This is a genomic window from Vibrio marisflavi CECT 7928 (assembly GCF_921294215.1).
Lineage (GTDB): Bacteria > Pseudomonadota > Gammaproteobacteria > Enterobacterales > Vibrionaceae > Vibrio > Vibrio marisflavi.
On record NZ_CAKLDM010000001.1, the window covers coordinates 984,750 to 999,338 of the forward strand.

Here is a 14,589-nt window from a genome sequence, read left to right on the forward strand (position 1 = left end):
GATTAAGCTTCCTCCGCTTCTACACTTGCTGCCATTTCATGCGTGCAAGCTTTCGCTTCGATGTGTGCTTCAAAAACATGTCTAAAGTGCTTAAGACCTGCCATGATCGGCATTAGCGCACCCGGTGCTAGCGCACAGAATGTGTTCGGATAAATCGTGTCACAAAGCTCATGCAGTAGATCAAGGTCTGCAGCTGTTGCTACGCCCTTCTCAAACTTCTCAAGAACATGTACAACATATGGAAGACCGTCACGACAAGGCGTACAGTAACCACAAGACTCACGAGCGAAGAACTCAGTCAGGTTGATCATGAAGTCGATTGGACAGATAGAATCGTCCATTACGATGATACCGCCTGTACCTAGACGAGAGCCAACACTTGCTGGACCATCCCAATCAAGAGGTACATCTAAGTGCTCTGGAAGCATGAATTGAGTAGACGCACCACCTGGTAGGAAACCAACCAACTCTCTGCCGTCTAATAGGCCGCCTGCGTGCTCAAAAATAAGCTCGCGTGCTGTTGTACCCATTGGTAGTTCGAAGAAGCCAGGCTTCTTAACTGGGCCAGATACTTGATAGATATGGCTACCCGCAGCGTTGCCTTTACCTTGAGATTTGAACCACTCAGCACCTTTGTGAGCAATCCAAGGGATATGACAAACCGTTTCGACATTGTTAATGATGGTTGGTTGTCCCCAAAGACCTTTTACGATCGGGAACGGCGGCTTAGCACGAGGGTTACCACGGTAGCCTTCTAATGCGTTTAATAGTGCAGTTTCTTCACCACAGATGTAACGACCAGCACTTAAGTGCACGTCAACATCTAGATCCCAGCCAGATCCTTTAATGTTTTTACCAACTAGACCTGCTGCTTTTGCATCTTCCACTGCTTTTTCTAGCAGTTTTGCACCTTCACGGTATTCGCCACGAATGAAAACGAACGCTTTATCAGCACCCAATAGATAACTACTGGCAATAACACCTTCAAGGATGGTGTGCGGGTCACGGTATAATACTTGGCGGTCTTTGAATGAACCCGGTTCAGATTCATCTAAGTTAACCACTAGATAAACAGGGTGAGACGCGTCTTTTGCAAGGAAGCCCCATTTAACACCTGTAGGGAAACCACCACCACCACAGCCACGTAGGCCTGATGCTTTGATTTCTTCTAGAAGTGGCTCTCTGTCTTTACCAATAATAGTTTCAAGACTTTCGTAGCCACCTGCCGCTTGGTAGCCAGCTAAATCTAGAGGTTTTTCGTTGTGAAAGTTACGACTTAGTACCAGATCCATTATGCTTTCTCCTCGTTTGGCTTACTTGGCTCATCTTGAGGAGTCAACATAGCGATCATGCTACGGTAATCAGGTTTCTCAGCAAGCTTCATCTCTTCCTCAGCCATCTGAGTAATGATGTCGCGTACCTTCTCTTCAGTCAGCTCACCTTCTACACGATCATCGTTAATCAACGCTGCAGGCGCGCGATCACACAGACCTAAACAGATGCTCGGTAGGACAGTAACGCTGCCGTCGTTTGCAATTTCACCCAACTGTTTACCAGTGGCTTTCTTTGCCGCTTCCAATACCTTCTTAGAACCACGCGTATGACATGAAATGCTGTCGCAAACACGCATGATATTTCGGCCAACCGGACGGCGGCGCAATAAGGTGTAGAAAGTAATAATTTCATCTAATTGAGTTGTTGAAAGTTCAGTCAGTTCACTAACCGCTTCCAAGCCCTCTTTGGTGATATATCCATATTTATCCTGCACAAAGTACAGACAGTAGATAGCTCCTGCCCGCTTCTCAGGATAGTGAGCAATATGCTCTTCCAAATGTGCGATTTCTTGTTCAGTTAACATTTTTTCCTCACATCGGCCCGACTTTACATCGACCAGTATCTAAGTTGTCGCTTCTTAACCTGCGATAGGCTAAAAAGCGCCTAACTTCAGCATCTTATAACAGTGCTGTTTTATTGATATTTAACGGTCAATGTCCGCCAAAACATAATCTATTGAGCCTATCAAGCAGATGATGTTCCCGAGCAAATCGCCTTTAGAAACTGCTTTAACAGACTGGAAGTGGGTGAAAGACGGAGTGCGAATACGCACACGGTATGGACACCCAGTACCGTTACTTACGGTGTGGTAGCCAGTAAGACCCTTTGATGTTTCCGTCGCAAAGAATGTCTCTGCTACTGGGAAGTCAAAACCACGTCCAGTATCAACGAAACTGTGAATCAATGTTTCGATGTCTTTCAGTGCATTTTGCTTACGTGGGAAACCAAATTTCGGAGCATTATCTGCAAGGTGTGGGCCTTCTGGCATGCGATCAGCCGCTTGGCGAATGATCTTCAAACTTTCTGTCAGTTCTTGAACACGTAGAACAGTACGAGTGTATGCATCACCGTCTTTACCAACTGGCACATCAAAGTCGTAATCTTCGTAGCCCATGTATGGCATTTGCTTACGCGCATCGAAGTTAATACCAGTTGCGCGCAAGTTTGGACCTGTGAGGCCATAATCTAATGCTAGTTCTTGGCTGTATACCGCAACGCCTTGAGTACGAGCCTTGAAGATCATTGATTTTGTCATCAACTTCTCAAGATCTGGTACTAGTTTTTCTACCGCATCGCAAGCTGCATCTACTGCTGCTCTCCAGCCATCTGGTAGGTCTTGAGATACACCACCAATACGGAAGAATGCAGGGTGCATACGACCGCCACAGATAAGTTCGATAACGTCAAAGATCTTCTCACGCTCGGTGAAAGCGTAGAATGCTGGAGCCATACCACCAAGGTTGTGCGTGATACTACCAAACCAAACTAGGTGGCTCGAGATACGGAATAGTTCACAAAGCATGATACGCATTGTCTTAGCGCGCTCTGGAACTTCAATACCTGTCATCGCTTCTAAGCCAAGAAGGTATGGCAATTCACCTGCAACACCGCCTAGATAGTCAATACGGTCAGTGTATGGAATGTAGTTATGGAAAGTATGGCGTTCTGCTAGTTTTTCAGCACCACGGTGGTGGAAACCAATCTCTTGGTCTAGCTCTTCAATGCGCTCGCCTTTCATTTTAACTTTAAGACGAATAACACCATCTGTACCCGGGTGGTTTGGACCAATATTCAATACCATTGAACCATCTTCTTGCTTACCCTTGATCTCGTAAGATTCCATCACGTTCTGGAAATCTTCACCTTCAAGATCGAACGGTTCGTCCATTAGTGTGGCGCGAGCCGGGTAAGTTTTACGAAGTGGATGACCTTTCCAGAAATCAAACGTCAGGATACGACGAAGATCTGGGTGACCCGCAAACTTGATACCGAACATGTCATAAACTTCACGCTCGTACCAGTCTGCGTTAGGCCAAACAACTGTCGCTGTTGGTACTTCAATAGAATCGTTCGCGATGTGAGTGCGAACAGAAATAAACTGGCTAGTAGAAATGCTCAGTAGATGGTAAAAAACTGTCAGACCACCACCACGCTCTGCTTCATCAATCGCGGATAGGTCAAACAGCATTTCAAATTTCGGTGTCGATTCTTTCTTAAGGTAGGTCAGCATCTCAATGAGCTGATCACAATCGACTTGATAGCTTTCAGTGCCGATAACAGAACCTGGAAGTGCTTTCGCACCAAAGCGCTCTGTTAACGTTTGTTGTAAATCGCTTACTGCGACTTCCTCAATTGTTAGTTCTGTGCTCATTTATTCAACCCTCAAGCCAAGAGGCTTACGATTTTTCTTTAGAACAGAAACCGGGTTTGCTTTGACGTAGTCTTGAAGCATCAACAAACCTTCTAACAATGCGTCAGGACGAGGAGGACAGCCTGGAACGTATACGTCAACCGGTAGGATTTTATCAACACCTTGCACAACACTGTAGATATCGTACATACCACCAGAGTTCGAACATGACCCCATAGAGATAACCCACTTAGGCTCAAGCATCTGATCGTAGATGTGCTTCATAAGAGGAGCCATTTTGACAAAGCAAGTACCTGCCGTGATTAACACGTCACTTTGGCGAGGAGAACCACGTAGTACCTCAGATCCAAAACGCGCCATGTCGTAACGTGGCGTCGCTGCTGTCATCATTTCAACGAAGCAGCAAGAAGTACCAAAGTTATATGGCCATAGTGAGTGTTTACGGCTGTAAGAGATGAGGTCATCTACTTTGCCAACGATATTGGTGATTAAATTATTGCCTTTTTCAGATTGCTCTTTGTCGGCATTAACAACAGGAATGATGTCGCTCATGATTCGTATACTCCGATCTTAAAAGCGCCTTTACGCAGCATATACACGAGTCCTAATAGAAGGATTACAATGAAAAGTACCGCAGCGATGACACCCGGAATACCAAGTTTCCAGTAATCAACGCCCCAAGCGAGTAAGATGGCTGCTTCTAGTTCAAAAATGAGGAAAGCGACAGCAATGAGATAGTAGCTAATTGAAAAGTTGTGTTTTGTTGTGCCAGAGGGAAGAAGGCCACATTCGAAGGGTTGTTCATCTTCATATCGACGACCAAAACCGCCGACCAGTTTGCTTGCAAATAGAATTGCAGAGATTACCGCTATGACAAGCACAGTAAATATGCCGATCAATAAGGCTGGACTAAAGCCACTCATTTTGAACTCCTCGTATAAACTCGTCCATTGAGTGCGCTATCAGCCCGACTACTACTGACTTATCAATACACCACATGAGGAGGGTGTATCGAGCGTTCCTTTTTTATTACTAACATTACTTTTAAATCGGCATTTCGCTCAATTTGTTACTATGAACAACTGCCACATATTTATTATCAAATTGCACAAAAAGCCAACTGCCAGTCCATGTGACTAGCTCGTTCGCTTCCTACTGTCCTTAACGTGCAATTTTTACTCTAACTGATATGTTTTTTACTTTGAAAACTATATAGCTTTCGAGATAGAGGATATCGATAAATAACTACCATCAATCACTTTGGTGGGTTATTTAAAATAATATGCTCAAAACTTGATCTAACTGTTAAAAATCTTATTAGTTTGTCAGACCAATGTACCAGATAGTGGTCGTCACTCTAACAACTCTTAATAACAAATCAAGAGTTTATTAAAGTCGCTCAGCTGAACTTCCACTTGAAATGAAGAAGAGAAACAAAGCCATTTGGCGTGCAAGATTTTAGTAAATTAGCTGCTAATTCTTGATTAAACAGGCAAGAAAACGCCCTGTTTTAGAAAAATTGATATAAAAAGCCATCGCATTTGACTCTAAACTTTTCAAAAATGCACTTTAATATTGCATTTTGTTCGGTAAATAATTGGTCATTCTCGAACTTACATCGCATGTTTTATGATTTATATCATGGATGGTATTTATTATTCACTCAGTAATGTCTTAGTTTGATCTATTTAAACGAAAACAAGTGATAGTCATGCTGCTTTGCAAACGCTATATTGAGCTTTTTATTGAACTGGGTGATCTAGCTATGAAAGTCAGCATTATTGGCGTTGGAGCAATAGGTGGGTACGTCTTTGCTAAACTCTCGGAGACGAATCGACATAACCTGCAGTGTGTCGTTAGTCAACACTCTGCTCTACTAGAGCACAATGAAATTAAGCTAAGCCACTCCACGCAAAGCAGCAGATCGCCAATCGAAAACATTACATCGGATTACTCAGCGATAGGCGGTGAGTTGATTTTCATCACACTAAAGAGCACACACAACGCTGAAGTATTCCCACAGCTAGCTCACCTAAGGAACAAAACCTTTGTTGTGATTCAAAATGGTATTGGCAACGAAGCACACCTAGCTCAATTCCTCCATGAAAGTAACACCATTATCGGAGCAACAACCAATATCAAAGTGACTAAGACCTCAGCTGGAAATCAAGTTACGCTTCACAAAGAGTCTAGTTACTTAAACTATGCCCACTATCACGAGGGAACGAACGAGTTAGATTTAGAGTCGGTTTTCAATCTACTTTTTGGCTCTGTAAGCCCAAAAGACGATATATTTCAAGCGCGCTTTCCCAAGCTGCTAGTCAACGCCTCTTGCAACCTCGCATCTATTATTTATGACGCCTGCATGCAAACTCTCTCGACTGCAGCTGAACCTCGCCAGCTTGTCGAAGATATCGGCCAAGAAGTCATACAAGTTGCCCAAGCTTACGGCGTAAACATCGATCCTTCCACTGTCAGCCAGCTATTTAGTCATTTGGCTGTGCCTGAATTCAAAGGGGTGTACTTCAGCATGAAAGAGGACTTTGATTCAGGCAGGGATATGGAGATCGAAACCATTTTCCACAACTTGGTCGAACTAGCAAACAAAGCCAACGTACAGATGCCAAAAACTCAGGCTTCTCTAAACACATTGCTCTCCATGATTGACCAGAGAAACACACAATCACAGCTGTGTAGCTAATTGACGGGTAGCGTAAGCGTATAGGCTGTTCGCTACTTTCATTAACGCTTCAGCTTGTTGTTTACTCACATTTAGCTGCTTATAACCAGAGTTTTGGAACTGCTGGATCATACCCTCAAGCACTTTAAGCTCCATGTTAACACCCAAGGTGGTTCTTCGTGCCTTATCAAACCAGTTAGAATTCATGTGTTTCTGAACACCTTTTAGTATGTCTGCATTGGTAACATTAAACGCGCTACTAGTATCTTTAGTTGTTCTCAAGATCTCGTATATAACGTGTTCTTGCTCTTTTGCCTCAGCCATCACTCCAGTGTTCAATTGCAACTCAGCTACAGTGTTAGACTTAGGTAGCTTTATAAAAAACTTAATGTCTTTGTATCCAGATTTCTGAGCTCCAACATTAAACTTTTTCATCTCTTTACTAGTACCTGAATCATAACGATCTTTCAGTGCTTTTTGATGGTGCTTAACCGCTTGAAAGGCGTCACTCGCTACCACAGCATTCTTCGCACGGATGAGATCTGCTGTTGTCTTAAAGATAATGGTTGCGCGAGCGCAGTCTTTTAAGTCTCCAATGTCAGAGCTACGTTCTCGAAGAGTTACTTTCTGCAATGCCCCCTTAAAAGATTTTGTTCCTTGAAAAGCACCAGGAGGTTGAACAACAGTACCATTACTAGTGTTTGCCACGACGTCTGCAAGCGACAAAAGCTCAACTTGCGCCTCGACAAAGCTTTTGTAAAGGATGAATAACTGCTTTGTTTTGAATCGAACATTGTTAAGCTGCTGCCTTGCACCATAACTCAGCTGGCCACTTTTAACTTCTGCTTGATATTGTTTGTCCAAATATTGAGTCAGATCCGCATCATTTTTTAAGCAGCCAAGAATTATATCCAAAGTATCGTCTTCGCTTTTATTTAGGGTGATATTATGTCGATACTCTTTATAGAATTTTTTTGCGTTATCCATCTTTTCTTTGCTAATTAGATTAAACCCCTGGGATAGTCCTCCTCCAAGAGTTTTTATTTGCTTAAGATAATTTGCTTTGCCTTGCTTCGCTGTCCGTTGGGCCGCAACCATTACAGGTAGTTGCCTAAGAACCTTAGACATATTTTGTTTTGCTTTTTTTTCAGCCTCGTTCAGATAACGCTCCTTCTTAGCTTCAGCTTCCTGCTGCCTATATTGTTGCTTCTGAAGCCTTTTGTCCGTGTTAACTTTAAATGATTCGAACGATGGAATGCCTAAGGATTCATAAATACTATTTATAAAAAGAGAAATTCTATCTTGTATAGAGCTCATAACACTTCTCACTATAATTAACAGAAAATTAATTCAATAAATATCCGTTATCCCACAATAATATTTGCGTAGGATATATATTAAATCTCAGCTTTACCTAACTAGGAATAACCCGTAAGTTTTGAGACTTACAAACTGGTATTAAATATTAGGGAATGAACCAAATTGCCTTTGTAGGTAGATAAAAAACTCATCTCTTAAACGCTGATTGGTGAAGTCAGGGTTCATAGGTTTTTGATCGCATAACTGCCCCAATGCCTTTGTCTCTGGAGCTCCAATTAGATCGCCTGAGCGCCCTATTTCACCAGCGAGTGCGAGTAAGCATTTTCCTGCTGCTTTTCTTGGAGGCTGAGCCAACCCAAACGCCGCAGCAATGGGAAATACCAGATATTTTGAAATGTATTTTTGCAAACCGGCCCAGTGATCTAAGCCGTAGGTTCCGCCAGTTAACCCCGGAGAAAACCATACATATTCTCGGCCCGAGTCTATTGAAGCGAGTTTCAAGGAAATGAGAGCGCTAACCAGTTTGGATACCCCAATAGCATCTAGTGGATTGTATTTCTGACCGGCTCCTGTCTCAATATAGGCTTTTAAATTCTCAATCGAGTGGAAGCTTTGTTTCTTGATTAACGGCCTAACGCCCCTAGCCCCTTCACCACCAGCGAATACGATTCTGGCCTTTTTTGATAGAAGCCTGTGCTCCAGTAAATATCTCACCAAAAGATATCCCCCAATAGCGTTTTGAAACACAGTTTGTTCTATCTGACCTTCTCTCGCTTTTATAAAACGAAACTTTTTATCAAAAAAAGCACCGCCAGCTTGAACAAACACGACGTCAAACTTGTGCTTAGCGTCTAAGCTAGAAACGACTCTTTTAAGTTGACGATCACTGGTCATTTCAAAGCCACCGACCGCATCCAAGGGTGTTTTAGAAAAGTTAAGTGTATTCAATTTAATTTTGCACTCGTCTGCTTGAAATTGGCTTCTACAAGCTAGAGTTAACTTCCTTGGGGCATGTCGCAATACTTGCCGACAAGTCGCATACCCAATGCCACCGTTCGCACCTGTAATTAAAACTGATTTACCTGTCAAAGATGACCGCATATATCTTCTCCCACTCAGATTGAGTATTTAGATTAGATACATTGCTCAAACATATCTTTCACGATCAGTTCAAATATTAGGACTATTGTGTCAACGTTTTTTTCGAAGCTCGGAGGGAGAGAACTGGTAGTACTTTTTAAATAGCCTAGAAAAGTAGCTTAGGTCTTCAAAACCACAGTCATATGCTATTGAAGTAAGGTTGTCATCAGTGCTCTGGATAAGTTGTTGGGCTTTTTCTAGTCTTTTGGAGTTGAGATATTGATTTGGGCTTGTGCCGTAAACCTTCTTAAACCTACGGTTAAAAGTGGACAAGCTAAGGCCGCACAAAAACGCCAACTCATTAAGTTTTATGTTGCTATATAAGTGCTTCTGAACAACATCTTGCAGCTTGTATTCAGAGCCCGAGAACAGATCACCTAACATGTTTGCGATAGAACCATCGCTATCGGTTTGTAGAAGCAACTCGATCAATTCACGGACTTTCACCTCAACAATAGGTTGTGAAAAAGATTCTGGATTAATAAAGTATGTATACAGGCCATCAAAAAAACCTTTCAGGATAGGAGTTCTAGGTAGACGTAACGCAGAATAGCTAACCCTATTAGTCGAAGCAGAAAATTGACTAGGTACCTGCTCGCTATAGACAGCTTGCAAAATTGAGGAGGTAAGCTGAAAGCCCATAATTTCAACTAAAGAGCTGTCTTCAAGCGCATGCCAGTTGTTTACAAAATTGTCAGATTTCAATAAAACTGTGTCGCCCGGACTTAAATTCAATACATTGTTTGCACATATCAGGGTCGAACGACCTTGGACGACATGCACAATACGTGCTTCGTTGACAAGACTATCCTGATAACGCAATGGGGGTTCAAACACTCCCTTTCCTATGGCTAACTGGTTTTGTACTTTAAAACCAATAAATTCTTTTTTTTCTTTCATATAAAAATCATACAAAATCGGCGAATAATATTAAATTAATATTTTTATCACCGTGAGCAGAAGCACCAATTTAATTAATCAAGTTAAAGAATAATAAGCAAAGTTAAGTATAATATAAATATCAACCAGCCAAGTAATTAAGTTCAGTAATTCATTTTCCTCCACTTAATAAGGTGTACTTGGAAAGTATCTTCTCATATATACCATTATCCATTACTTGATTGACTCGACTTTTGATAATAGGAACAAGATCTTTATTACGCTTATGCAAGTAGTGAAATACTGGAGAGCTATATATGGGGTCGCCTAGAACAACAATGTTCTTTGTATTCTCTTTATTTTCCTTTGACATGTAGTACCTTAACGTATACTCAGATAAAATAATGGCATCAACTCGATCATTGATAAGCATTTTAACTAGCTGATTATGCCTTGTCACCATACTAACGTTATCGAAGCCTTGTGTTAACCTTTTGTATAACCTACCTCTTACCACTCCAATACTACGATTTCGTAGTTGTTCTATGCTCTCTATCCCACTTTTAGACTTGGTCGCTATATACACGTTAACATAGTGTATAGGCTGCGCAACTTGAATAAGACTAGAGTATTTTGATACTGAATCAGGTGTACGAAATAGCTCTCCATCTACTTTCCCTGCAGAAGACGTCGCTATAGATCTCTGGGCTGGCATATACAAAACGTTAAGATTAATATCGTCGATAGAATAGGCATGCTCTAATACTTTGGCAGATATCTCCCCATCAATTGTGTCTTCAATACCACTCAAAGTGATCTCTCTTGAATAACCGGAATAAGGCATTAAAATTAATATCAGCAAAAATAATATATTGTAATTAACTATTCTCACTTCCACACCTTTTCTTACAGTATTCACGTATAGATAAAGAATAGTTTATGTTTAGTGCTTTTTCTCTAAAATTATTTGATATAAATAGCCATCACAAATAGTAAACAAGTTGAATATGCAGCCATATTTAATGTAAAAGTTAATTACCTACAATAAGTACTCCCTTGGTAAAGTAATAAGCAGCACATACTCTCAGCATGTAAGCCACCTGTTGATGTGCATAATTAATTATAATCTAGAAAGATGCAGCAACTTTCCCTAATCCGCCCGTTGACTTATATCAGGCACTCCTTTGTTCACCTATCATTGATTTTGTAGCACATCTAACATTCTCTAAATCTAGAATTATTAACCAAATTATCATCTATACTTATGTTTCGTTAACTAACTGATATAGGGTGCCATATATGATAACTAGGAGGCTTTGCGTCATAGCCTGTTGTTTTTTTGTTGTTATCCCCTCAGTTATGGCCGAAAGCAACCCTTTTCGTGTTCTGCATGTCATGAGTTACCACAAGACTTGGAAATGGAATATTGAGCAGTTCCAAGGATTTAAAGATGGCATAGGAGATATTGAGGTTGAGTATCAAATCATAGAGCTAGACACAAAACGAGATAGTTCTCAGAAGTCGATACAAGAAAAGGTAGCGCAAACCCACCAAGTTATAGAAACGTGGAAACCAAATTTACTATATATCAATGACGATAACGCTCAAAAATATGTCTCTCATGCTCTGGTAAATAGTGACCTACCAGTCGTATTTAGTGGCGTAAACCGAGATCCATCTGAATACGACTTTCTTGGCTCGAGCAATGTGACTGGTGTTTTAGAACATGAGCACTTCGTACCCACTGTAAACTTAGTTCAATCATTGTCGCCTAACATATCCAAAATCGCTGTCATCGTTGATAGTGATCCAACATGGAAAGGTGTGATGACTCGGATGCGTGCGAATAGCAAGCACCTAAGAAACATTGAGGTTACAGAGTGGATTCTAGTGAAGACATTTGATGAATATAAGCAGGTAATAGAACGTCTTCAAACCCAAGTAGACAGTATCGCTCTATTGGGAATATTCAACCTAAAGAACCAAAATGGAAAAGATGTTCCTTACGAAGAAGTACTCAAATGGACAGTAAAGAATAGTCAGCTGCCCGACTTCTCTTTCTGGGAGTCTCGCGTTAATAGCGGCACGCTTGCTGCCGTCGCAGTATCTGGCTATGACCAAGGATATATTGCAGGTCAAATGGCAAAAAAAATCCTCGTAGAAAATATCAAACCCAGCGAAATTGACATTCGCCCTAGTTACAAAGGAGTACCTATGATCAGCCTACCTAGGGCCAAGGCTTTAGGATTGAATCCTAATGTACAAGTGTTGTTAAACAATACGATTAAGAGATCTTATACTTGGGGACAGTAATGTTTAATCCTTTGAATTCATTGAGAGTAAAAATTGTTCTTCTGTTTTTGATTAGCTTATTTCTCATCCTGTTTTTGTTCATGAGTATTCTCTCTATCGAAATCCGCCATCGCTATGAAGACCTATTTATTCAGCGAGGCTACATCAACGCTGAACAGCTGGCATTAAAGACAGATAGGCTACTTGATCTCGGATTAATGCCTTCAGAGTTTTCAGGTTATGAAGAGCTATGTGAAGAGATCATCACACGAACAGAAGGTGTCACCTATGTAGGGTTGCTCGATGGCAAAGGAGCGCCTGTTTTTCAGGCGGGTACTTCGCTATCAAAGCCCACCTCCCGTGACGACCACATTTCCAGCGTATTTTCTAGTTCAAGCCCTAGTGATTTTTATATTAATGTACCGTTAACCAATGAAAATTTCCGGGGCTCTATTTTAATTGTTGTCGATGAGAACCTTGTTGAAAGGCAGGTCATTTCAGTCCTCAAATACATACTTATGTATGGCGTTATTACCGTATTTGCATGTGCAGTAGGCGTACTTGGCTTCCTAAAACTATATTTAGGCAAACCGATTGAGCACTTAGTCGAGCACATGCGCCTCGTCGATCTTCGAGAAGGTGAACTAGAGTCTGACGAGCTTGGAGATAGAAAAGATGAAATCGGATTAGTGGCGAGAACCTTCGATAATCTAATGAAAAGCCTACGCTCTAGCCAAATTTCTCTGTCTAAATCGAATGCAGAATTGCAAGCCATAGCCGAAGAGCTAGAACATCGTGTCGAGCTTAGAACTGAAGAGCTAAGAGAAGCCAATCGACAACTAAAACTTGTTGCACACACTGATGCGTTGAGCGGCCTTTCCAATCGACTTCAGTTTAGTGAAGTCTATTACCAACGCTTTGCTCACGCCAAAAGACACGAACATAATTTCTCCATACTCATGATTGATTTAGATCGATTTAAAGAAGTGAATGACAAGTTCGGCCATATGGCAGGTGATCACGTCATCCAAGTTATAGGGCAGAGGCTTCGTGAAGACTTACGAGAAGGTGACAGTTACTTCCGCATGGGCGGTGATGAATTTGTATTTTTGGCAGAAGAATACAATTCGGCTCTTGAACTGCGTAACATAGTTGAAAAGGTCAGTAAGCTTATCCTAACGCCAATAGATTATCAGAACATTCATTTACCAATTGGTGTAAGCATCGGTGTCGCGAGCTTAGAAAATGATAATTACAAAACAGCGGATGAACTCTATGCATTAGCAGATTCAGCGATGTATAGAGCTAAAAAAGACGGAGTTGACTATCTATATGCAACCGAGTCAGTCGATCCACCGTTGACCCAAAACGAGTAAATACCAATTTTTTAAAAACGTACAATATCAATATCTATTGGTCGCTTTATCAGACCTTTATTCATCACGTATCTTGTCGATATTTAAGCCTGATAGTCAAACACAATGACGTCTTCAAGTAGTGGCCTAAACACAGCTTTCAGCGCTTCGTGTTCTGGGTGTGGTAAATAGTTCTGTCGACCTTGTTCATTGGCGAATGTCATAAAGACACAATGGCTATAACCTTGGTTCTTGCCTTCTGGGCTATCATTTAGCCCCCACTCAACGGAAGTCACACCTTCTACTCTCTCAGGTATAGACAAGAACAGAGTTTTTAGCTGATCAATACCAGAGTCATCAGCGGTCGGTTTAAACTTAATAAGTAGCACGTGGCGTATCATCAAATCTTCCTACAACAATTGCTTATCATTGTAAGTTAATCTTTATCGCTGCTGTTGGATAGCCTTATTTAATTTATCCATAAACTCTGGGTGGTCTTTCAAAAATGCTTTTGAAATATAAATGCCAAACTCTGTTTCTTTTTGCGTCATAAGCTGGAATCTAACATCATATTTAAACTCACTATTAAATACAGCCTCAGCCACTAAAATCGCATCGACTTCTTTGGTGACTAGCTTACTGACGAGGGCATGAATATCCGACGCAGGTTTAACCGTCTTATAGCCTGATTTCTTCAACCAATAATTTGTATTGGTGTTAAGCAAGCTTGCCATCACATACCGACTTTTATCGCTAGGTTTAAAACTAGCTCGATTTTTTCTCAATACAACCCAAACCCATCTGTTGATCATGACCGAATTTGAAAAAACCGCATATTCGTCGCGTTGCGCGTTTTTAGAAGCCATGAAAAAACCATCTGAGCGTCCACCTCTCAATTCAGACAAGGCACGCCCATGGTTTGAACCGACTTGAATCGAGTAGTTTACGCCAACGGTGTCCAAAATCGGTAAAACTGCCTCAAGCCCAATGCCGACTGCATTGCCGTGTTTGTCAGTGGTTGTATATGGTGGAAAGTCTGGCAAGAAGAAGTGCATATTGTACTGTGCTTGAACTTTACAAGCTAAGAATACACATAGAGCAAACATACATTGAACTACAGCTTTTGAGACCATGAAACCTTACTGAACTAACAACGACTAATTATAGCAATTATAGTCGTATTTTTAACGACTTGCAGAATATAGACATACATTGTA

14 protein-coding genes are annotated in these 14,589 nt (G+C 41.3%); 3 read left to right on the top strand and 11 right to left on the bottom strand.

Annotation, left to right across the window (positions count from 1 at the left end; translation table 11 throughout):
* Window positions 1–2 precede the first annotated feature (2 nt).
* The 5 genes from nuoF to L7A31_RS04430 all read right to left on the bottom strand — a co-directional run bounded on the left by nuoF (window position 3) and on the right by L7A31_RS04430 (window position 4,629).
* On the bottom strand, window positions 3–1,292 hold the full coding sequence (nuoF, locus tag L7A31_RS04410) for an NADH-quinone oxidoreductase subunit NuoF (protein ID WP_237360288.1): 1,290 nt from the start codon (window positions 1,290–1,292) through the stop codon (window positions 3–5).
* Window positions 1,292–1,858 carry an NADH-quinone oxidoreductase subunit NuoE gene (gene nuoE / locus L7A31_RS04415; protein ID WP_237360289.1) on the bottom strand — a complete coding sequence of 189 codons (567 nt, stop codon included), beginning with the start codon at window positions 1,856–1,858 and terminating at the stop codon, window positions 1,292–1,294. Before nuoE ends, nuoF begins: the two co-directional genes overlap by 1 nt.
* Window positions 1,859–1,978: 120 nt before the next feature.
* Window positions 1,979–3,706 carry an NADH dehydrogenase (quinone) subunit D gene (nuoD, locus tag L7A31_RS04420; protein WP_237360290.1) on the bottom strand — a complete coding sequence of 576 codons (1,728 nt, stop codon included), beginning with the start codon at window positions 3,704–3,706 and terminating at the stop codon, window positions 1,979–1,981.
* Window positions 3,707–4,258, bottom strand: coding sequence for an NADH-quinone oxidoreductase subunit B (locus L7A31_RS04425; protein WP_237360291.1), 552 nt, complete (start codon window positions 4,256–4,258; stop codon window positions 3,707–3,709).
* Entirely contained in the window at window positions 4,255–4,629 is a 375-nt protein-coding gene (locus L7A31_RS04430; RefSeq protein WP_237360292.1) for an NADH-quinone oxidoreductase subunit A, read from the bottom strand. Before L7A31_RS04430 ends, L7A31_RS04425 begins: the two co-directional genes overlap by 4 nt.
* A gap of 842 nt (window positions 4,630–5,471) precedes the next feature.
* Here L7A31_RS04430 and L7A31_RS04435 point away from each other — a divergent pair.
* Window positions 5,472–6,407 (top strand): ketopantoate reductase family protein, encoded by a 936-nt coding sequence (locus L7A31_RS04435; protein WP_237360293.1) that lies wholly within the window; start codon window positions 5,472–5,474, stop codon window positions 6,405–6,407.
* Here the strand turns inward: L7A31_RS04435 and L7A31_RS04440 are convergent.
* From L7A31_RS04440 to L7A31_RS04455, 4 genes are all read right to left on the bottom strand, one after another.
* Entirely contained in the window at window positions 6,390–7,703 is a 1,314-nt protein-coding gene (locus L7A31_RS04440) for a hypothetical protein (protein ID WP_237360294.1), read from the bottom strand. The genes L7A31_RS04435 and L7A31_RS04440 overlap by 18 nt on opposite strands.
* 141 nt (window positions 7,704–7,844) lie before the next feature.
* Window positions 7,845–8,807: an SDR family NAD(P)-dependent oxidoreductase gene (locus L7A31_RS04445; RefSeq protein WP_237360295.1), complete on the bottom strand. Its 963-nt coding sequence runs from the start codon at window positions 8,805–8,807 to the stop codon at window positions 7,845–7,847.
* Window positions 8,808–8,897: 90 nt separating this feature from the next.
* Window positions 8,898–9,746, bottom strand: coding sequence for a helix-turn-helix domain-containing protein (locus L7A31_RS04450; RefSeq protein ID WP_237360296.1), 849 nt, complete (start codon window positions 9,744–9,746; stop codon window positions 8,898–8,900).
* A gap of 151 nt (window positions 9,747–9,897) precedes the next feature.
* Window positions 9,898–10,617: a substrate-binding periplasmic protein gene (locus L7A31_RS04455; RefSeq protein ID WP_237360297.1), complete on the bottom strand. Its 720-nt coding sequence runs from the start codon at window positions 10,615–10,617 to the stop codon at window positions 9,898–9,900.
* Window positions 10,618–11,084: 467 nt separating this feature from the next.
* Between L7A31_RS04455 and L7A31_RS04460 the strand changes: the two genes are divergently transcribed.
* Together L7A31_RS04460 and L7A31_RS04465 are read left to right on the top strand one after the other, a co-directional pair.
* The gene (locus L7A31_RS04460; RefSeq protein WP_237360298.1) at window positions 11,085–12,038 is read left to right on the top strand and encodes an ABC transporter substrate-binding protein; all 954 of its coding nucleotides are present in this window, start codon (window positions 11,085–11,087) and stop codon (window positions 12,036–12,038) included.
* Window positions 12,038–13,393, top strand: coding sequence for a GGDEF domain-containing protein (locus L7A31_RS04465; RefSeq protein WP_237360299.1), 1,356 nt, complete (start codon window positions 12,038–12,040; stop codon window positions 13,391–13,393). The genes L7A31_RS04460 and L7A31_RS04465 overlap by 1 nt, the downstream gene beginning before the upstream one ends.
* Before the next feature lie 83 nt (window positions 13,394–13,476).
* On the opposite strand, the gene L7A31_RS04470 is transcribed toward L7A31_RS04465, so the two are convergent.
* Window positions 13,477–13,773, bottom strand: coding sequence for a Dabb family protein (locus tag L7A31_RS04470; RefSeq protein WP_237360300.1), 297 nt, complete (start codon window positions 13,771–13,773; stop codon window positions 13,477–13,479).
* 42 nt (window positions 13,774–13,815) lie between these two features.
* Complete coding sequence (locus L7A31_RS04475; RefSeq protein WP_237360301.1) at window positions 13,816–14,505, bottom strand: substrate-binding periplasmic protein; 690 nt, start codon at window positions 14,503–14,505, stop codon at window positions 13,816–13,818.
* Between the last annotated feature and the right edge of the window lie 84 nt (window positions 14,506–14,589).